Genomic DNA, 19,542 nt, shown 5'->3' on the forward strand with positions numbered 1-19,542 from the left:
TATATATAAAACTTCAAGTATCTTTATTATAAGTCATGCAATAACCTAAATACAACCGCATTATTTAATATTTAAAAAAATAAAAATCTGTATTACTATGATATGCGTTCATTAAGGGAAGTATTATCATCGTAGGCGATATAAACAGGAGATATTAAAAACACTCTTTCCTATAAATTATGGGAAAGAGTGTTTTTGGCTACCTTCACTAAGAGGTACGTCCCTGGAGTAGGGGTTATTTTGCGTTAATGTTTATAAATTCTGCTTTTAATTTTGAATATACTATTTTCTGGCTGCTATAAAGACCGTAGTAGCCTGAGAGCATGTAGCTGACACTGCATGCAATTGCGAAGAATATAATTCCTTCAGATCCGAAAAGCTCTATGCTTAGAATAATTGAAGCTATGGGAGCATTAACAACTCCGCAGAACAGAGAAACCAGCCCAAGTGCAGCTGAAAACCCAGGGTCTAAACCTAGTAAACCTCCGGCAAAACATCCAAATGTAGCTCCGATAAAGAAAGTAGGAACAATTTCTCCGCCTTTAAATCCTGCACCTATTGTTATTGCAGTGAAGATTATCTTGAGTAAAAAAGCCTCGGGTTTTACAATTCCGTCAATAGCCTTCTGAACTATATCCATTCCAGCTCCGTTGTAATCATGAGTTTTAATAAGCATTGTAAGTAGTAATACTATTAGACCTCCGATAAAACCTCGTAAGTAGTCATCTTTAATTTTATGCTTCATCAGATGTTCGGTTTTATGCATTACAACACAGAATATTATGCTTAGTTCTGCCAGCAACGCTGCAAGTACGGCAGTTAGTGCTATTGTTTTTAGTGAAAGAACCGGAATAATGCTCAGGTCGTAATGAACAGGCGCGATGCCAAAGAATAAAGAGACTCCGTATGCTACTAATGATGATGCCAGACATGGAACGAGACTTGAATAATATATTACTCCTATACTTATGACTTCCATGGCAAACAGTGTTGCTGTCAATGGTGTTCCGAATAATGCTGAAAACACGCCGCTCATTCCGCACAGTACTATCAAGTGCATATCTTTGTTATCGAGCTTAAAAATATTGCCTACAAATGTTCCTATACTTCCTCCAAGCTGTAATGCCGCACCTTCTCTTCCGGCAGATCCGCCAAACAAATGCGTTATAACAGTGCTTACAAATATTAGAGGTGCCAGTATTATAGGAACGTGATCGTCTGTACGTATTGAATCTATAATTTGATTAGTACCTGTAGAATCTGTCATTTTAAATAGTTTGTAAAAAACTGCTATTGCGATTCCTCCTACAGGCAAAAAGTACAATACCCAGTTATTTGCTACCCTAAACTCTGTAGCCCGCTCAACGCTTAAATGAAATGCTGTTCCTATTAGTCCCCCGATGAAGCCGGTAATTCCTGCAAATATAATCCATTTAAAAAAAGTTAAGATATAATTTTTAGCAGAACAGCATTTCCTGCTTAATAATTCCATTTATACACTTCCTATCTCTTAAGATGCCGAAAACTATTGTATCACTTTTCTTTGATTTGTCAAATAAAAAGCAGAGAAGCAGACGCTTTCATTATCCTTAGTATATAAAAATTTAAAATAATTTATGCGGTTCTAATCGTATTTTAATAAATTGCTAAATCAAGATTAATTATTTGAGAGTATATTATTACCATAAAGAAAAATAAATTATGGAGGGAAAGTATGAAAGTAACTTTAGAACAAATTGATGAACTTAGAGGCAGAGTTAATGTAAGTTATGAAGAAGCCAAGAGAACTTTGGAAAAAAATGACGGCGATCTGATTAAATCTATTATTGAACTTGAAAATAAAAGAGGAAGAAAGGATGAATACAAGGGAGGATTTACTAAATTCACAAACAGACTTTTATCGTTGAAGATGTCTATCAAGAACAAGGAAAAGGACACGTTGATTGATTTACCGCTGGTTTTAGTTTTACTTACATTTATGATGGCATTTTGGGTTGTTATAGCCGGATTAGTTTTAGCAATCTTAACTTCATGCAAGATTAGGATATACAGAGACAAAGGTTCTGTGAATATGAACAGCATAAAAAAGAATATGAAAGAAACTGTTGAAAAAATAAAAGTAAAATCTGAAGAAATTCTGAAAGATGATGATATAGAATCATCAGATGACTCCGGCGAAAATGAAATAATTATTGAATAACAAATATCAGGTCTTTTGACCTGATATTTGTTATTCATACAACATATCTTAAAAGCTTAAGAAAGAAAATCTACAAGATTATAAATTTGATATTTTTGGAAAAGGATAGTATAATAAGAAAAAAACTGAGGTTCGTAATGGATAAAAAGAAGATATTAATTGTCGAAGATGAACAAAAAATTGCACGATTTTTAGAGCTGGAATTGAAATATGAGGGCTACGACGTTGATATAGCAAACAATGGACGTGACGGCTTTGAAAAGGGTAAACAGAGTGATATAGATTTGATTATACTTGATTTGATGCTTCCAGGATTAAGCGGTATAGAGGTCTGCAGAAGGTTGAGACAAACCATGGAGACACCTATAATTATGCTTACGGCCAAGGATGATATATCAGATAAAGTAACAGGGCTTGATATAGGCGCGGATGATTATATGACAAAACCATTTGCCGTAGAAGAATTGCTTGCCAGAATAAGGGTTCTTTTGAAAAGGGCAGGGAATAGCAGGATAAAGGAAGAATCAGAATTGCTTTCAAGAGGGAAATTAGTTCTATGCAAGAATAATTATAAAGTTGAATACGACGGAGAAAACATAGAATTAACAAAAAAGGAATTTGAACTTCTGGAATTTATGATGCTTAACAAGAATATTGTGCTTACAAGAGAAAAAATACTTGATAAGGTATGGGGATATGATTATTTTGGGGATACCAATATTATAGATGTTTATATTAGGTATTTGAGAAGTAAAATAGATCAAAAGTACAATATAAGTTTGATTGAAACCGTAAGAGGTGTAGGTTATATAATTCGTGAATGATAAAAGGATATTATGATAAAGTCAATTTTAAGGTTTTTGCTTAACATATTTTTATACCCATTTAAACTATTATTAAGACTTGTAATAAGGCTACTTAAAAGGCTCAAGTTTTCTATTGCTTTTAAAATATCTGCTGCCTATTTGTTAATATATATGGTAATTATACTTATGGTTGCTATGATTACGTCATCGGGATATTTGATATATGAATTTCAAAAGTTTGAAACGAGTACGATAAGTAAAGATGTTCAGCTTATTAAAGAGCAGTATCCATATGTTAATCTTGAAGAAAAAGGGCACAACCTCGTATCTGTTGAAATATACGACAGCAATTTAAATGTGGTGTATCCTAAGGGAAATGAAAAAAGGTATTCGGATAATATAATTGTTGTTGTAGAAAAATTATTTTATAATAATGAGTACATATTTTCAACAAGCTTCATGTATGAGGGTTCGGAATATTTTTTGAACATAACCTATGGAGCCCAGTCAATGGTAAACGATGCGGCAAGAATAAGTTTAATGGTTATGCTTTCAGGCATAGCGGGACTTTTTATTTTTGTACCAATCATATCTCGAACAGGCTATAAAATGATTGGGCCTATAAAGAATATGACAGAAATAACTAAAACAATTACAGTAAATAATATTAATACTAGACTGGATATAAAAGGTACTCAGGATGAGTTAAAAGAGCTTTCACAAACCTTCAACGAAATGATGGACAGGATAGAAGAAGGATATAAATCACAACAGCAATTCGTCTCTGATGCTTCCCACGAATTGAGAACGCCTATTGCAGTAATAAAAGGCTATGTAAATATGCTGGACAGATGGGGGAAAGACGACAGAGCAGTTTTGGAGGAATCAATAACGGCAGTAAAGAATGAAGCTGAAAATATGCAGGATTTGATAGAAAAACTTCTTTTTATAGCAAGGAGCGATAAAAGTACGTTAATATATACAAAAGAAGATTTTAATATCATTTCAGTGCTTAAAGAAATCGAAAAAGAAACTAAGATGATTGACAGCAAACATAAGCTGTACTTTAAATTTTATGAAGATGCTAATCTTTATGCCGATAAAAAAAGAATTAAACAAGCAATAAGAATACTTATCGACAATGCTATTAAATTTACTCCAATTAATGGATATATCATGGTGTCCAGTTTTATTATAGAGGACTACTATGTTGTCAAGATAGAAGATACAGGAATAGGCATGGAAAAAAAGGATCTGGAAAAGATTTTTGACAGGCTTTACAGGGCAGAGCAATCGAGGAGTAAAGAAATAGGAGGTCACGGGTTGGGACTTTCTATTGCCAAAATTATTGTACTTGGGCATAAAGGAAAGATAAAAGTAAAGAGCACTTTGGGAAAGGGTTCAGAATTTTCAATAATGCTTCCTTATATAAACCATGATGAATTTTAATAATAATCGACAAATAACAACAAAAGAAGTCAAGGAAAAAATATCTAATCCGTTGTATAATAAGCTTGTACATTATTATACAGAAAGGATTTGGGAAAAGTGAACTTAGAATTTATTGAATCTGGACAAGTCTTAAAAATTAAGCTAAAGGGAGAACTGGACCACCATACGGCGGATGAATCAAGGGCTGTCATCGATGAAAAAATTAATGAGGGCAAATTCAATAAGATAGTAATAGATTTTAAAAACCTTGATTTTATTGACAGCTCAGGGATAGGGTTTGTAATCGGACGATACAAGGTTATAAGAAAGAACAACGGAGTGATTGAAATTATCAATGCCGGCAAGAAAGTAAGGAAAATTCTTGATATGAGCGGCATAGGAAAAATAATTGATATTCAATAGGGGGATAAAATGCGAAATAATTATGTAATATTTAAAATACCAAGCCTATCTATAAATGAGTCCTTTGCCAGGTCGGCGGTCGCTGCATTCTGTTCTATTTTAAATCCTACTATAGGCGAAATAAACGATATAAAGACAGCAGTATCGGAAGCCGTTACAAATGCAGTAATTCATGGCTATGAAAATTCTGTGGGAGATATTGAAATTTCGTGTAAAATCAAAGGGCAGATGGTCGAAATTATTGTTGAGGACTTCGGATGCGGAATATTGGATGTTGAGAAGGCAAAGGAACCATTGTATACTACAAAGCCTGAATTAGAGCGCTCAGGGATGGGCTTTGCCGTTATGGAGTCATATATGGACGAGGTTGTTATACTATCAGAAAAAGATGTTGGAACAAAAGTTATAATGCGTAAAAAAATCAGTGAAAGATAAAATTGTATAGAGAGAATTAAGCAGCCCCACTTCTTTTATGTAAGAGTAGAAGAATGAGGCTGCTTTAATGTAAAGTTTGAAATCCTAAGAATAATTCAATATTGCTTAATTACTATTTATAATCATTTATTATATTTTCTGCAATTATGCTGCCCATTTCGCTTGTTGTAGTTGCCTTCTCGCCTTTTTTAGATATGTCGGAAGTTCTATGCCCGTCGCTAAGAGCCTTTTTCACAGCATCTTCAATGCAATTGGATTCTTCATAAAGTCCAAAAGTATATTTAAGCATCATTGCAGCAGACAAAATAGTTGCAATTGGATTAGCTTTCCCTTGCCCGGCAATGTCAGGCGCGGAGCCGTGTATGGGTTCATACATTCCAAAATTATTATCTCCCAATGATGCAGACGGAAGCAAACCTATTGAGCCGGTTATTATACTTGCTTCATCTGAAAGAATATCTCCGAACATGTTTTCTGTAACAATTACATCAAACTGCTTAGGATTAACAACAAGCTGCATTGCAGCGTTGTCTACATAAAGATGACTCAGCTCTACATCCGGGTATTCAGCTGATACCTCCTCCAGTGTTTTTCTCCAGAGCCTTGATGTTTCAAGTACATTGGATTTATCGACGCTTGTCACTTTTTTGTTTCGAGTTCGAGCTATTTTAAAAGCTTGGTGGGCAATTCTTTCAATTTCATATTTTGAGTATTCCATACAATCGCATGCATATGTGCCTTCGGTAAATTTTTTGCCAAAATATATTCCTCCTGTAAGTTCTCTTACAATTACCACATCCATTCCACCTTTAACAATTTCAGGTTTTAAAGGACACGTGCTCTTAAGTGTATCAAACATGACTGCAGGACGAATGTTTGAATACAAATTTAACTCCTTTCGAAGTGCAAGCAGAGCTTTTTCTGGGCGTTCATTCCCTGGAAGGCTGTCCCATTTAGGTCCGCCCACAGCACCAAGAATGACTGCATTGCTTTTTCTGCATATTTTTAATGTTTCTTCCGGAAGATTTTTTCCTGTTTTATCTATTGCAGCTCCTCCTGCCAAAACCTCTGTAAATTCAAATTCATGTTTATATCGTTCTCCTACTTTTTTAAGGATTTTTATGGCTTCGTCAACAATTTCAGGTCCTATGCCATCTCCTTTAATTACTGCAATTTTGTAAGTCATTATTGCCTCCTGTTAGTTAAGCATATTTAGTAATAATTATTTATTGGAAATTTTATTCCTTACGTATCCTACCAAACCTCCGCTATGGATTATCTGCTGTATAAATTCCGGAAACGGTTCTGCTTGATAAGTTTCATTTTTTGTAATATTAGTTATTCTTCCGCTGTTGAAATCTACGCTCACTTCATCACCATTTTCTATTTTATCCGCTGCTTCCTCACATTCCAATATAGGAAATCCTATGTTAAAGGAATTTCTGTAAAATATACGAGCGAAGCTTTTAGCTATTACGCATGATATGCCGGCTCCCTTTATGGATATAGGAGCATGCTCACGAGATGAACCACATCCAAAATTATTTAGAGCTACAATTATGTCTCCCTGTTTAACCTCTTTAGCAAAATTTTTATCTAAATCTTCCATGCAATGACTTGCAAGAACCAAGGGGTCTGTTGAAATCAAGTGTCTTGCCGGAATAATCGCATCAGTATCTACATTGTCACCGTATTTAAAAACTCTTCCGTGTGCATTCATTATTCATTACCTCCGTCAAAATAATTTGGGTCTGCAATTTTGCCTGCTATTGCTGAAGCTGCAGCTACTGCAGGGCTTGCAAGATATATTTCAGAGCCGGTATGTCCCATGCGGCCTACGAAATTTCTGTTTGTAGTTGTAAGTGCTTTTTCTCCGTCAGCCAATATTCCCATATACCCTCCAAGACACGGTCCGCAGGTTGGAGTGCTGACAGCAGCCCCTGCATCTATGAATATTTCAGCTAAGCCTTCTACTATGCATTGTTTATATACTGCTTGAGTTGCAGGAATAATTATTGTTCGCACATCAGGATGAACTTTGTGTCCCTTTAATATTTCAGCGGCAATTCTCATATCTTCAATCCTTCCGTTTGTGCATGAGCCTATTACAACTTGATCTATTTTAACATCGCCTACTTCAGAAATCGGTTTTGCATTTTCAGGTAAATGAGGAAATGATACAACCGGCGTTAAAGTAGATAAATCAATTTCTATAACTTCATCATATACGGCATCATCATCAGCTTTATATGTGGTAAATTTTTTTGTTGAATGGTTTTTAATATACTCTGTTGTTTTTTCATCAACCGGAAAAATTCCATTTTTTCCTCCTGCTTCAATTGCCATATTGCAGATTGTGAATCTGTCATCCATTGACAACTCTTTTACACCTTCGCCGGAAAACTCCATTGATTTGTATAAAGCACCGTCAACTCCTATTTTTCCTATGATATACAGAATCACATCCTTGCCGCTTACCCACTTATTCAATTTACCTGACAAATTAAACTTAATTGCTGACGGAACTTTAAACCAAAGCTTACCTGTAGCCATTCCAGCTGCCATGTCAGTGCTTCCGCCGCCTGTAGAAAATGCTCCTAAAGCACCGTATGTACAGGTATGAGAATCAGCACCAATTACAGTGTCTCCCGCTACAACAAGCCCTTTTTCCGGCAGAAGTGCATGTTCAATTCCCATTTGTCCAACATCAAAGAAATTTGTAACTTCTTGTTCTTTGCAAAAGCATCTTGAAATTTTGCATTGTTCTGCTGATTTTATATCCTTGGCAGGTACGAAATGATCGAAAACAACGACGACCTTGTCTTTGTCATATATTTTCTCAGCACCCATTTTTTTAAATTCTTTTATGGCAACCGGTGTGGTTATATCGTTGCCTAAAACCAAATCCAAATCAATTTCGATAAACTGTCCTGCTTTCACTTCCTCTAATCCTGCATGTTTTGCAAGGATTTTTTGTGTCATTGTCATTCCCATGTTAAGCCTCCTGATTAATTATATAGTCCTGTTTTCAAAAACCATTTTATTTAAAGAATTGATGTACGCTATGATGCTTGCTTCAATTATGTCTGTGCTTAAGCCTCTGCCTACGTAGACACGTCCATTTTCCTTTAATTTTACAACTGCATCACCCAGCGCGTCTTCACCCTCGGTAACAGAATTTAACGAAAAATCCGCCAACTCCAAGCTTTTTCCGATTATTTTTTCGATTGCTTTAAAGGATGCATATATTGGCCCTTCTCCTGCTGCAACCTCTTCAATAACATCATTGCCCTTTCTCACTGACAAGGTTGCGGTTGAAGTAATTGCATTCCCAGAATTTATAACGAATTTCACAAGTTCAAATATTTTGGGAATCTGGACTTTTTGCCTAGAAACCAAAGCATCTATGTCTCTGTCATATACAATCTTTTTCTTATCAGCAAGATCCTTAAATTTTTTAAATGCTATATCCAGTTCATCTTTTGTCAAAGTGTAACCAAGCTTAGTTAATTTATCGCTAAAGGCATGTCGCCCAGAATGCTTTCCTAAAACTAATTTGTTTGTATCCAAACCTATTGATTCCGGAGTCATTATCTCATAGGTTTGTTTGTTATTAAGAACACCGTGCTGGTGAATACCGGATTCATGTGCAAATGCATTTGCTCCGACAATTGCCTTATTAGGTTGTACCTTGATACCTGTAATTCTTGTCAATAAGCTGCTGCTTCGCACTATTTGTTTAGTGTCAATTCTTGTTTCAGCACCAAAATAGTCTTTTCTGGTATTAAGTGACATTACAATTTCTTCAAGTGCTGCATTTCCAGCTCTTTCGCCTATCCCGTTAACTGTGCACTCAATTTGCGTGGCTCCTGCTTTGATTGCAGCAATTGAGTTTGCAACTGCTAGCCCAAGATCGTTGTGGCAATGTACAGATATGTCAACTGTTTTAAGTGCAGGGCATTTGTTAATAATTGTCGTAATAAAATCATAATATTCATCAGGTGTTGTGTATCCCACTGTGTCAGGGATATTAATTGTTGTAGCACCTGCTTTAATTACCGCGTCGAAAACCTGTGCAAGAAAATCCGCATCGCTTCTTGTTGCATCTTCTGCTGAAAATTCAATATTGTCACAAAAAGACTTCGCATAGGATACCATTTTTTCTGATGTTTCCAAAACTTTTTCAGGCGACATTTTCAATTTGTATTCCATATGAATTGGAGATGTTGCTAAAAATACATGTATGCGCGGATTTGCTGCATATTTTAAACTTTCCCACGCTTTATCTATGTCATCTTTATGTGCTCTTGCAAGGCTTGTAACAGTACATTTTTTAATGTGTTTTGAAATCTCTTGTATAGAGCGTAAATCCTCGGGCGAAGCTGCAGCAAACCCTGCCTCTATTATGTCTACATTCATTCTTTCAAGTTGCTGAGCCATTTCAATTTTTTCCTTCAGATTCATGCTGCACCCAGGCGATTGTTCGCCATCTCTTAAAGTCGTGTCAAAAATTTTGACTGTCTTGGTCATTACAATTCCTCCGTAATAAAATTATTAAATAATACAAAAAATCCGCCCATGATGCATATTAATATGCCATCAAGGACGGATATAGCTCCGCGGTACCACCTTAATTGTTTTCAAAAATAAATAATTCATTATTAAAGAAAACCTCTCAATTCAGATTCTAACAAATCCTAGCCTTTAACGCGGCACACGTATTTTCCTACTGATTTCAGAAAATAAGCTCAGGAGCGAGTGTGTTTTCTTGACAGTATCGGCTTCCAGCATACGCCGACTCTCTATAACTTGTCATATAAGAAAGTGTTTTTCTCCATCAAAGCTTGTATTAATTAATTTTCATGATTCTAACACTCTTAGTAATGCTTGTCAATAGTTTTTTTTATAAATAAAAATATTAGCGACACATTTTACATAGGCTTTAAACAAAGGAAGTTACTAGTTTCAAGGGGTTAAGATATAATCATATGTATCAAAAAATAATGTTGAAATAAAAATTATGATGCAAAAAAAATTCTGTGTAGCATAAATAATATGCTGATAATAATATTGAAATTACAAATTATAAATAAACATAAAATAAGTTAAACAGTGATAAAATTTAACATTAAATATTAAAAAAGGCATAGATAGTGCTTTTTTTTAGTATTCAAAATAATTTTTTGTAAATAATACTTATGAGGTGATATATATGAAAAAAAAGATTTTTTTATTAGTAATAGTATTGTTAATTGGCTTATCAGCAATATATTTTGGAAACAGTATTGAAAATAGATCATTAAAAACCATACCTGAAAGTGCAGTTTTGCTATAGGAGGAATAAATGAAGTACAATAAAAACAGTTACAAACAAGTAGTTAGCGAATATACACCAAAAAATACTATTTTTAAAAATTGTATATGGGCATTTATATTCGGAGGAGCTATTTGCCTTCTGGGTGAAATAATAAAAAATATATTGATGTCAGGCTTCAGTATTCCGGAAACGGATGCAGGACCAATGAGCTCGCTTGTTCTTATTACTCTAAGCGCACTTTTGACCGGATTGGGCTGGTATGACAAGTTAGGGAAGATAGGAGGCGCTGGAACAGTTGTTCCTATTACAGGTTTTGCAAACTCAGTAGTTTCACCTGCTCTTGAATTTAAAAGGGAAGGGTACGTGCTGGGAACCGCCGCAAATATTTTTAAGCTTGCGGGTCCTGTATTGGTTTTCGGATATTTTTCGGCCTTTATCGTAGGAGTATTAAGTCTCCTGTTTAAATAATAATATTTTAATTTAAGGAGAGTCAAAGTTGAAAAAAATTGGTAAACAGACATTTAGCATAAAAGATAATGTATTTGTCAGAGACGTATTTACAATTGTTGGAAAAAAAGAAGGAGAAGGCCCCATTGGTAAAAAATTTGACATGGTTGTGGATGACGATCTGTGGGGAGAAGATTCTTGGGAAAAATGCGAATTAAAATTTCAAAAAGAAGCAGTAAAGCATCTTATGAAAAGAAATAAACTTAAAAAAAATGATATAGATCTTTTAATATCGGGGGATTTACTTAACCAGATAACATCATCATCTTTTGCCGCCAGAGATTTGCAGTTGCCGTATGTTGGAGTCTATGGAGCGTGCTCAACTATGGCCTTAAGCATTGGCTTGGGATCGCTTATTATTGACGGAGGATTTGCAGACAATGTAATTTGTGCAACCTCCAGCCATTTTTGCAGTGCGGAAAGGCAGTACAGACTACCTCTTGAAATGGGAGGACAGAGGCACATGTCTGCACAGTGGACTGTTACAGGGACAGGAGCTGTATGGCTTTCGAAGAATGGAAGCGGCCCTAAAGTCAAAAATGTTACATTTGGAAAGATTCAGGATTTAGGCATAAAGGATGCCAATAATATGGGAGCTGCCATGGCGCCGGCGGCGTACGATTCATTGAAACAGCACTTAGAAGATACAAACATCAATTATGATTTAATCGTTACAGGAGATTTAGGTACTGTTGGAAAATCAATAGTAAATAAAATGTTTACTGAAGACAAAAACAGCATTGAAAAAAAATATGATGACTGCGGAACGATTATCTTTGATATTGAAAAACAGGATGTTCACGCGGGAGGCAGCGGATGCGGATGCTCTGCAACTGTGTTCGGAGCATTTTTGTATAAAAAGCTTTTAAATAAGGAGATAAACAAACTTTTGTTTACATCAACCGGAGCACTCCATTCTCCTACTGCTACTCTGCAGGGGGAAAGCATACCGGGCATAGCACATTGTGTTGGAATTGAAATATAAGGAGATAAATATGAATTACGTTATGAGTTTTGTAGTAGGGGGAATTATATGTGTTCTGGGTCAGATCGTCATAGACACATTTAAGAAAAATAATGCCTATTTGTTGGTTTCACTTGTTGTTTTGGGAACATTTCTTACATACTTCGGTATATATGATAAAATAGTGGAAATTGGATATTCAGGTGCTACAGTACCTCTTTTGGGGTTCGGGCATTCTCTGGCGGAGGGAGCAGTGGAGGAAGCTGCATCTAAAGGCTTTATAGGAGCATTGAGCGGAGGGGTTATTAAAACAGCACCTGGAGTTGCAACAGCACTGTTAGTAGGGTACTTAGTGTCAGTCATATTTAACCCCAAAGGTAATAAATGATTACAAGAAGAGTATATCAACTGCAGATTGGTTTGCAGGAATATGCTCTTTTTTTGTGTGAAAATTAATGCGTTCTTATGTTAAGAAATAAAAAAACCATAACTAATCTATTGACTAATTATGGTTTTTTATAGCAATTAATTTTCTATGGAATCAAGTATATCATCCAATGCAGAGCCATTATTATTGTGTTCGTTATCGTTATGTCCATTATTGTTGGGCTCGTTATTATCGTTATTATCGTCGCTATCGTCGCTATCGATAATATTGCCGTCTATAGAATCTCCTGTTTCACCATCTTCATCTTCACTATTTTCGTCTTCCGGATTTTGTTTATTGTTAATCCACTGGTCATAATGCCATCTTGTATGGTAAGTACACATAGTTGTAGGAAGCTGATATTCATAATCTGCTGTCATAAGACCGCTGAATGCAAGATTTTCAACAGGTACGCCAAGGACCTTGGACACTTGGCCATTTTCATCAAACTCAACCTGACCTACGTATATTTGCTTAAGTTCGTCTAATGAGAATGTAATTTTGTCCTCTAAAACCTGTTGATAAAGTCTTTTAGCTTCGTAATTGTCAGTCTTGGCTTCAGGATCATAAAGGGGATCTCGTTTTATAAATACCCTTGTTTCCAGCAAATCACCGGGGCAGAACTGTGATTTAAGCTTGTTGGAAGCAGTACATACTTCTGCTTCAACATGTACGTCACACACTTCTGTAGGCTGAGTTCCCGGAACAAAATACTCTGTAATAATTTGACTTCCTCGTTGATCATGTGCACATAAATCACTAGGTATTTTTCCTGACTGGCTGCAGACCTGTACAGGTATCAAATTTGGATTTCTTTCAATTTTTGCCGGCGGAAGCCCTTCGTGTATCGGTGTCATAATTGCACTCCACAATCTTGCGTTGGCACCACTGTCACCTGAAAGCTTCATTTGAACATTATCATTACCAACCCAAATGCCGCCTACATAGTAAGGAGAAAAGCCAACAAACCAGAAGTCTCCGTTAACTTGTGTTGTACCTGTCTTACCAGCAACTTCGATTCCTAATTCAGCAGGTAGTTTAGCTTTGTAGGAAAGTCCTGGATTTACAGTTGTTCTGAGGATGTCTTTCATTACAGAAGCAACTTCGGGGCTTACTACAACATGCGTTTCTGGAATATTTTCAAGTATGGTTTCACCATTGCTGTTTACAACCTTTGTATAGGAAATAGGTTCAATATATACACCGTCATTTGCAATTGCACCGTATGCCGCAGTCATACCCAGTGGCGAAAATCCCTTAGTTAATCCTCCTAATGCAAGAGAAGCAAGGTTGACATCATTGTATGATGGGTTTTCAGCAGGAGAAACAAATGTGTCATTTTCAGGATTTTCTAAATCTATCAAACCAAGTTTTGCTAAGGAGCTCATTGCTGCATCTGTACCGATAGTCTCAAGCATTGTTACGGCATTTGTATTGATAGACTGTTCTACAGATTTTCTAAGAGTTTGCAGTCCCCAATACTTAATGGATCTGTACTCGTACCAGTTTTTCGGCCACCTATCTCCTTTATCATTATATCTTGGCAAATCATCTATAACATATGCTGCTGTGTAACCAAGATCTAGAGCAGGCAAGTATACAGATAATGGTTTAATTGTTGAACCAGGCTGCCTTGTAGCGTCTGAAGCTCGGTTAAATGTCTTGCTTCCTTCTATGTCTCTGCCGCCTATCATAGCTTTTATTTTACCTGTTTTGTAATCCATTATTACTGTAGCTGATTGAGGCTGAACAATGCCCTTTTCTTGAAAGTAAAAGTAATCCGCAGGAATTCTTAAAGTTCCATCGCTTCCAACGGCAAACATTTCAGGATTTTTATCTAAATAATTTTTAGGAATTTTAAATGTACCCTTTGTTCCTTTTTGCTCAAGGATTTCAAAGTTGCTACCTACATTTAAAGCACCTATATTATGAGAGACAAAATTATATTTGTCATCAACTGTATATAGGTCTACAATGTCAATTGTAGAAGAATAAAGATCAAATTTTTTCGAGCTAATAACAAGATTTCCACTTTCATCATAATAGTGTTCATCTTGATTCAAGAAAATACTACCATCAGCATCCATTATATTATCTTTAGCATAGTATATAAGCTGGCCATTTTCATTTAAAATATTTAATGCAGAATCCAGTGTTCCTGTTCCTACACCTCCAGACCATCTGAAATATCTCCAATCTTGTCCTGTTGGCTTATCACCTGTAGGGTCGGTGCCAAGGAACAGTGCAGGGAAATTGCTGTATGAGTCTTCAAGTGATTTTTGCATACTAATATCTATGGTGGTTGTAATAGTTAATCCTCCCCTATATAGATAGCTTTCTGCCTCCTCGTAGGATATGCTTTGGGCGTCCATCAGGTCTTCTACAACTTTTTCCTTAACGTAATCCATAGGCCCTGAAGAGATTCCCTCGACTTTTGTTTGTCCGGGATTTAAAGCAGCTCTCATGTCTTCTGCCATGGCTGCATCATATTCATCCTGGTTTATGTGCCCTAATTCCAGCATTTTCCCCAATATTACATGTTGACGTTCAATTGCATTTTGATTGTAAACACATGCATATTGAACTGAACCAATATATACATGCCCTACAATATTTTCTTCAAGAATGTCTTCAATGTCCTCCAGATTATATCTGTTAAACGGCGCATAGTAGACTGTACTTTTTGCAGCTCCGGCAAGCAGCGCACTTTCCGCAAGTGTAAGCTCACTTACATCCTTAGAAAAATAAGTATATGCTGCTGTTTGAACACCGTAGGAACTCTGGCCCAAAGGAATTGTATTGAGGTAATTCTCAAGTATTTGATTTTTAGAAAGTTTCCTTTCTACTTGAATTGCCAGATAAATTTCCTTGATTTTTCGTTCCCATGATTTTTCGTTTGTTAAATACAAGTTTTTTACAAGCTGCTGGGTGATTGTACTTGCGCCTTGCGCCGTGGGATCGCCTACTCTTACATTATGTAAAAGAGATCCCATAATACGATGGATATCTATTCCAAAATGATCATTAAAGCGCTGATCTTCTATAGATATAAATGCGTCTTGCAGATATTTTGGAATATCACTTAATTGCACAATATCCCTATTTTCATTTGGATCATGAATCTGTTCTATAGTATTTCCGTTTTCGTCAACTATTACAGAGCTTTCCGAAAGAGTGCCAAGCACATTTGTGGGATCTATTTCCGGCGCACTTTTGACAATTCCAATAACCATACCAGCTAAAGAGCCGCCGATAATTATAACAGCTACAAACAGCAGAAGAAGAGTTATTCTCAGGGCAACCCTGATTTTTCGATTTTTCTTTCTTCTGCGTTTTTTGGAAGGCTTTTTGCTTTCAGGACCGCTTTCTATTATTTCAATATTTTTCTTATTTTCGTTTGACATATTAACCTCCGTTAGAACTTAAAGAAATAATCAGTAGTATCTAATGTTGTCAAAGATTTTAAGTTCTTACATATTATATAATAGAAAGGGTGTGAAATCAATAGTTGAAAAAATATAAAGACAGCGTAATAAAGCTTGTACTACCTATAATTTTAATATTTTCCGTGATTACGTACTACTATGTTGAAGCAAATATAAGGCCGACATTAGCTGAAATTTGTGATGTTCAGGCAAAGATTATAGCTACAAAAGCAATTAATGAAATAGTCAGAAGGGAATTAAATAAAGATTCTATAAAAGATCAAATTCTCATGCCAAGTTATGACAGTGAAGGCAAAATTAACATGATACGAACCGACGCTATGACCATGAACATTATTTCCAACAATATAGCAAAAAATGTCCAGCAAAAGATAACAGAGTTAGAAAAACAGGAATTTTCCATACCTTTGTTTACGGCATTGGATAGTCAACTTTTGGCTGGGAGAGGGCCTGATCTTAAATTTACAATATATCACCACGGAAGCGTTTTGGTTGATTTCATTACTGAATTTGAAGAATCAGGAATCAATCAGACAAGATATAAGATATACATAACAGTTGATGTTGATATTAGAGTGGTCAGTCCGGTAACTACAAGCAGCACATCAGTAAAAAATAATGTGCTTATGGCTGAAATAGTAATAGTTGGTGAAGTCCCGGAATCTTATATGAATTTTCCTTCGCTCATAGAGCTTAGGCAAAAATAGTCCGAAAATTATAGTTAAAATGCAATAAATATGTACATATTTATTATATTTGTGATAAAATACAAAAGACAATATTTAACTAATTCGGAGGGTACATGAAAGAGAAGGAAAGATGTCTTTTGATAGCAGTACAGCTGTCAAATGAGGAAGAACAAAATGACATGGAGGAGCTTGAGCTGCTTGTTGAAGCTGCAGATGGCATCGTTATATCAAGTATCGTCCAAAACAGACAGAGCATAGACAACAGGTTTTATGTAGGACAGGGAAAAATAGAAGAAATTTATTCCTACGTTAAGGAACTTGAAATAGATACACTTGTGTTTAATGATGAATTAAGCGGGTCTCAAATAAGAAACATAGAAGAAGCTGTCGATGCAAAGGTAGTTGATAGAACAAATCTTATACTTGATATATTTGCTAAAAGAGCACTTACAAAGGAAGGGCAGCTTCAAGTAGAGCTTGCACAGCTGAAATACAGCTTGCCAAGGCTTGTTGGACTTAATAAAAATCTCTCAAGACTGGGAGGAGGAATTGGTACCAGAGGACCAGGAGAACAGAAGCTGGAGCTAGATAGAAGAAGAATAAAAGAAAAAATAAGTGATATTCAAAGTGCATTGAATAACTTGGGAAAAGTAAGAGAAACAAAACGAAAAAAAAGAATGAAGGATCAGGTTCCTGTAATTTCCATAGTAGGATATACAAATGCAGGTAAATCTACACTACTTAACTCATTGATTGAAAGTGAGTACAGCGAGGAAGAGGCAGAAAACAAAAGGGTATTTGCACAGGATATGCTTTTTGCAACTCTTGATACGGAGCTTAGAAGGGTAAGGCTGCCTGGAGGGAGGAAAGCTATATTTTCTGATACCGTCGGGTTCATTAAGAGGCTGCCGACTCAAATAATTGAAGCATTTAAAGGAACTCTGGAAGAGATAAAATATGCGGATTTGATAATTCATTTAATTGACGTAAACGACGAAAATTTGCAGCAGCACAGGGAAACAACCACAAAGCTCATAGAAAAAATAATCGATAAGGATATACCCGTTTTGACTGTTTACAATAAGGTAGATAAAATAATGAATGATAAGGTAACAGCGCTATCAACAAGTGATATCATTTATATTTCAGCCAAGAACAAGCACAACATTAATTTGCTTTTGGAAACCGTTGATTATAGAATAAATGGAGAAAAAAATGAATATTCACTAAAAATCCCCAATAAGAACATTAAAGATTATTATTGGCTGTATGAAAACAGGTATACTGAAGATGTCGAGTTTGACGGTGAAGGCGTGAAGCTTACTGCTATTTTATATGAAAATGAGAAACAGCAGTACAATAATTATATAACAGGTGAAAAAAATGAGTAATTACAAGTCAGTCCACAAATATGGAAGAGATGAAATAATTATTAATAAGTCAAGATTCATAGGCACAGCACTTCCGGTTGAAAACGAAGAACAGGCTGTAGAATTTATTGAAAGCATCAAAAAAGAATTTAAGGATGCGTCTCATAATTGTTATGCATATGTCATTGGTGAAAACAAAAATATCCAAAGATATTCAGATGACGGAGAACCGTCGGGAACTGCAGGTATGCCTATATTAAATGTTATAAACCAGGAAAACATAATAAATGCAGCAGTAGTCGTAACAAGGTATTTCGGAGGTGTACTATTAGGCACGGGAGGTCTTGTCAGAGCATATACAAGGGCATGCAAAGCTGGGCTTGATAATGGGTTGATTGTTGACAAAAACTTATACTATAATGTATCCTTTAACCTGGATTATACGCTGTTAGGTAAAGTTGAAAATGAGCTTCTGAAGAATAATTTTATAGTAAAAGATAAAATTTATTCTGATCATGTTAAAATCAAACTTATTGTTAAAGATGATGAAACAGATAGGATTGAAGATATGATTAACGAAATAACTTCTGGCCGTACAGAAATAAATATCGGACAGGCGTCATATTATTCCGTTAAAGGCGGAAGAATAATAGAATAAAAATATTTGTATTATAATAAACAATATGATAGAATATCTCGTTAAAATAATTGGAACTATTTAAGGAGGAAATATGTCAGGACATTCTAAATGGAAGACCATAAAAAATAAAAAAGGGAAAGCAGACGCACAAAGAGGAAAGATTTTTACTAAATTAGCCAGATACATTACTGTTGCTGTCAAAGAGGGTGGCCCAGATCCAAGTTACAATTCATCTCTGGCTACAGCGATAGAAAAAGCCAAAGCACAGAACATGCCAAATGACAATATTGACAGAGCAATAAAGACAGGAATGGCGGCATCTTCGGGTGATAATTTTGAAACAATTACTTATGAAGGTTACGGACCAAGCGGAACGGCATTTATGGTTCAATGCTTAACTGACAATAAGAACAGAACAGCAGCAGACGTAAGACATTACTTTACAAAAAACAACGGAAATTTAGGTACAACCGGATGCGTAGGTTATCTGTTCAGCAGAAAAGGAGTCATTTCAATAGATCTAAGTGACAGCATAGACGAAGAAGCTCTTATGATGGCCGCTTTGGATGTAGGAGCGGAAGATTTTGAAACAGAAGATGACAGCTATGAAATTACCACAGCTCCCGAAGATTTTATAAGCGTTTTAAACGGGTTAAAAGAAGCAGGATACAGCAACATAAAGGGAGATGTAATGTATATTCCGTCAACTACCGTAAAGGTAACAGACGAAGAAAATGTAAAATATCTTGAAAGACTTATAGAAGCCCTGGAAGATTGTGACGACGTTCAGGAAGTTTACCACAACTGGGATGAGCCTGAAGAAGAGGAAGAAGAATAAAAATAATGCAATAATTTAAATATGAAAAACCTCAAAATTGCAGGACTGT

The 19,542-nt window shown here is 35.6% G+C and carries 19 protein-coding genes and 1 other annotated feature; of the genes, 13 read left to right on the forward strand and 6 right to left on the reverse strand.

Annotated elements, in window-relative coordinates; all coding sequences use genetic code 11:
* Positions 1–235: 235 nt before the first annotated feature.
* The gene (locus ACS3UD_RS04010; RefSeq protein WP_308137711.1) at positions 236–1,492 is read right to left on the reverse strand and encodes a chloride channel protein; all 1,257 of its coding nucleotides are present in this window, start codon (positions 1,490–1,492) and stop codon (positions 236–238) included.
* Between the two features lie 222 nt (positions 1,493–1,714).
* Between ACS3UD_RS04010 and ACS3UD_RS04015 the strand changes: the two genes are divergently transcribed.
* The 5 genes from ACS3UD_RS04015 to spoIIAB all read left to right on the forward strand — a co-directional run bounded on the left by ACS3UD_RS04015 (position 1,715) and on the right by spoIIAB (position 5,295).
* Positions 1,715–2,200 (forward strand): DUF4342 domain-containing protein, encoded by a 486-nt coding sequence (locus ACS3UD_RS04015; protein WP_308137710.1) that lies wholly within the window; start codon positions 1,715–1,717, stop codon positions 2,198–2,200.
* 137 nt (positions 2,201–2,337) lie between these two features.
* Positions 2,338–3,024, forward strand: coding sequence for a response regulator transcription factor (locus ACS3UD_RS04020; RefSeq protein WP_308137709.1), 687 nt, complete (start codon positions 2,338–2,340; stop codon positions 3,022–3,024).
* A gap of 168 nt (positions 3,025–3,192) precedes the next feature.
* On the forward strand, positions 3,193–4,455 hold the full coding sequence (locus ACS3UD_RS04025) for a sensor histidine kinase (RefSeq protein ID WP_440977732.1): 1,263 nt from the start codon (positions 3,193–3,195) through the stop codon (positions 4,453–4,455).
* Positions 4,456–4,554: 99 nt separating this feature from the next.
* The gene (locus tag ACS3UD_RS04030) at positions 4,555–4,860 is read left to right on the forward strand and encodes an STAS domain-containing protein (protein ID WP_308137707.1); all 306 of its coding nucleotides are present in this window, start codon (positions 4,555–4,557) and stop codon (positions 4,858–4,860) included.
* A gap of 9 nt (positions 4,861–4,869) precedes the next feature.
* Positions 4,870–5,295 carry an anti-sigma F factor gene (spoIIAB, locus tag ACS3UD_RS04035; protein ID WP_308137706.1) on the forward strand — a complete coding sequence of 142 codons (426 nt, stop codon included), beginning with the start codon at positions 4,870–4,872 and terminating at the stop codon, positions 5,293–5,295.
* A 112-nt stretch (positions 5,296–5,407) separates the two neighbouring features.
* On the opposite strand, the gene leuB is transcribed toward spoIIAB, so the two are convergent.
* From leuB to ACS3UD_RS04055, 4 genes are read right to left on the reverse strand one after another with little or no spacing between them, the layout of a single operon-like run.
* Entirely contained in the window at positions 5,408–6,481 is a 1,074-nt protein-coding gene (leuB, locus tag ACS3UD_RS04040; protein WP_308137705.1) for a 3-isopropylmalate dehydrogenase, read from the reverse strand.
* 36 nt (positions 6,482–6,517) lie between these two features.
* Positions 6,518–7,015: a 3-isopropylmalate dehydratase small subunit gene (gene leuD, locus ACS3UD_RS04045; protein ID WP_308137704.1), complete on the reverse strand. Its 498-nt coding sequence runs from the start codon at positions 7,013–7,015 to the stop codon at positions 6,518–6,520.
* Positions 7,015–8,289, reverse strand: coding sequence for a 3-isopropylmalate dehydratase large subunit (gene leuC, locus ACS3UD_RS04050; protein WP_308137703.1), 1,275 nt, complete (start codon positions 8,287–8,289; stop codon positions 7,015–7,017). The genes leuD and leuC overlap by 1 nt, the downstream gene beginning before the upstream one ends.
* A gap of 18 nt (positions 8,290–8,307) precedes the next feature.
* Entirely contained in the window at positions 8,308–9,825 is a 1,518-nt protein-coding gene (locus ACS3UD_RS04055; RefSeq protein ID WP_308137702.1) for a 2-isopropylmalate synthase, read from the reverse strand.
* A 68-nt stretch (positions 9,826–9,893) separates the two neighbouring features.
* Positions 9,894–10,145, reverse strand: a binding site (T-box leader).
* A 362-nt stretch (positions 10,146–10,507) separates the two neighbouring features.
* Here ACS3UD_RS04055 and ACS3UD_RS04060 point away from each other — a divergent pair.
* From ACS3UD_RS04060 to ACS3UD_RS04075, 4 genes are read left to right on the forward strand one after another with little or no spacing between them, the layout of a single operon-like run.
* Positions 10,508–10,630 (forward strand): hypothetical protein, encoded by a 123-nt coding sequence (locus ACS3UD_RS04060; RefSeq protein ID WP_308137701.1) that lies wholly within the window; start codon positions 10,508–10,510, stop codon positions 10,628–10,630.
* 9 nt (positions 10,631–10,639) lie between these two features.
* The gene (gene spoVAC, locus ACS3UD_RS04065) at positions 10,640–11,080 is read left to right on the forward strand and encodes a stage V sporulation protein AC (protein ID WP_213924770.1); all 441 of its coding nucleotides are present in this window, start codon (positions 10,640–10,642) and stop codon (positions 11,078–11,080) included.
* Positions 11,081–11,108: 28 nt separating this feature from the next.
* On the forward strand, positions 11,109–12,104 hold the full coding sequence (gene spoVAD, locus ACS3UD_RS04070) for a stage V sporulation protein AD (RefSeq protein ID WP_308137700.1): 996 nt from the start codon (positions 11,109–11,111) through the stop codon (positions 12,102–12,104).
* A gap of 10 nt (positions 12,105–12,114) precedes the next feature.
* Positions 12,115–12,471, forward strand: coding sequence for a SpoVA/SpoVAEb family sporulation membrane protein (locus ACS3UD_RS04075; RefSeq protein ID WP_308137699.1), 357 nt, complete (start codon positions 12,115–12,117; stop codon positions 12,469–12,471).
* A 137-nt stretch (positions 12,472–12,608) separates the two neighbouring features.
* Here the strand turns inward: ACS3UD_RS04075 and ACS3UD_RS04080 are convergent, their stop codons facing one another.
* The gene (locus ACS3UD_RS04080) at positions 12,609–15,914 is read right to left on the reverse strand and encodes a transglycosylase domain-containing protein (RefSeq protein ID WP_308137698.1); all 3,306 of its coding nucleotides are present in this window, start codon (positions 15,912–15,914) and stop codon (positions 12,609–12,611) included.
* A 104-nt stretch (positions 15,915–16,018) separates the two neighbouring features.
* On the opposite strand from ACS3UD_RS04080, the gene yunB reads away from it, so the two are divergent.
* The 4 genes from yunB to ACS3UD_RS04100 all read left to right on the forward strand — a co-directional run bounded on the left by yunB (position 16,019) and on the right by ACS3UD_RS04100 (position 19,493).
* A complete protein-coding gene (gene yunB / locus ACS3UD_RS04085) occupies positions 16,019–16,663 on the forward strand; it encodes a sporulation protein YunB (protein WP_308137697.1) in 645 nt (214 codons plus the stop codon).
* A 95-nt stretch (positions 16,664–16,758) separates the two neighbouring features.
* The gene (gene hflX, locus ACS3UD_RS04090) at positions 16,759–18,036 is read left to right on the forward strand and encodes a GTPase HflX (RefSeq protein ID WP_308137696.1); all 1,278 of its coding nucleotides are present in this window, start codon (positions 16,759–16,761) and stop codon (positions 18,034–18,036) included.
* Positions 18,029–18,673: a YigZ family protein gene (locus ACS3UD_RS04095; protein WP_308137695.1), complete on the forward strand. Its 645-nt coding sequence runs from the start codon at positions 18,029–18,031 to the stop codon at positions 18,671–18,673. The genes hflX and ACS3UD_RS04095 overlap by 8 nt, the downstream gene beginning before the upstream one ends.
* A gap of 73 nt (positions 18,674–18,746) precedes the next feature.
* Entirely contained in the window at positions 18,747–19,493 is a 747-nt protein-coding gene (locus tag ACS3UD_RS04100) for a YebC/PmpR family DNA-binding transcriptional regulator (protein ID WP_308137694.1), read from the forward strand.
* Positions 19,494–19,542: the final 49 nt, after the last annotated feature.

The organism is Sedimentibacter sp. LTW-03, from assembly GCF_052059825.1.
In the GTDB taxonomy this organism is placed as follows: Bacteria; Bacillota; Clostridia; order Tissierellales; family Sedimentibacteraceae; genus Sedimentibacter.

What these genes read in the sequence shown, in the direction of transcription:
- ACS3UD_RS04010 (WP_308137711.1), bottom strand. Translation starts at nt 1,492, where the DNA reads ATGGAATTATTAAGCAGGAAATGCTGTTCTGCTAAAAATTATATCTTA.
- ACS3UD_RS04015 (WP_308137710.1), top strand. Translation starts at nt 1,715, where the DNA reads ATGAAAGTAACTTTAGAACAAATTGATGAACTTAGAGGCAGAGTTAAT.
- ACS3UD_RS04020 (WP_308137709.1), top strand. Translation starts at nt 2,338, where the DNA reads ATGGATAAAAAGAAGATATTAATTGTCGAAGATGAACAAAAAATTGCA.
- ACS3UD_RS04025 (WP_440977732.1), top strand. Translation starts at nt 3,193, where the DNA reads ATGGTTGCTATGATTACGTCATCGGGATATTTGATATATGAATTTCAA.
- spoIIAB (WP_308137706.1), top strand. Translation starts at nt 4,870, where the DNA reads ATGCGAAATAATTATGTAATATTTAAAATACCAAGCCTATCTATAAAT.
- leuB (WP_308137705.1), bottom strand. Translation starts at nt 6,481, where the DNA reads ATGACTTACAAAATTGCAGTAATTAAAGGAGATGGCATAGGACCTGAA.
- leuD (WP_308137704.1), bottom strand. Translation starts at nt 7,015, where the DNA reads ATGAATGCACACGGAAGAGTTTTTAAATACGGTGACAATGTAGATACT.
- leuC (WP_308137703.1), bottom strand. Translation starts at nt 8,289, where the DNA reads ATGGGAATGACAATGACACAAAAAATCCTTGCAAAACATGCAGGATTA.
- ACS3UD_RS04055 (WP_308137702.1), bottom strand. Translation starts at nt 9,825, where the DNA reads ATGACCAAGACAGTCAAAATTTTTGACACGACTTTAAGAGATGGCGAA.
- ACS3UD_RS04060 (WP_308137701.1), top strand. Translation starts at nt 10,508, where the DNA reads ATGAAAAAAAAGATTTTTTTATTAGTAATAGTATTGTTAATTGGCTTA.
- spoVAC (WP_213924770.1), top strand. Translation starts at nt 10,640, where the DNA reads ATGAAGTACAATAAAAACAGTTACAAACAAGTAGTTAGCGAATATACA.
- ACS3UD_RS04075 (WP_308137699.1), top strand. Translation starts at nt 12,115, where the DNA reads ATGAATTACGTTATGAGTTTTGTAGTAGGGGGAATTATATGTGTTCTG.
- ACS3UD_RS04080 (WP_308137698.1), bottom strand. Translation starts at nt 15,914, where the DNA reads ATGTCAAACGAAAATAAGAAAAATATTGAAATAATAGAAAGCGGTCCT.
- hflX (WP_308137696.1), top strand. Translation starts at nt 16,759, where the DNA reads ATGAAAGAGAAGGAAAGATGTCTTTTGATAGCAGTACAGCTGTCAAAT.
- ACS3UD_RS04095 (WP_308137695.1), top strand. Translation starts at nt 18,029, where the DNA reads ATGAGTAATTACAAGTCAGTCCACAAATATGGAAGAGATGAAATAATT.
- ACS3UD_RS04100 (WP_308137694.1), top strand. Translation starts at nt 18,747, where the DNA reads ATGTCAGGACATTCTAAATGGAAGACCATAAAAAATAAAAAAGGGAAA.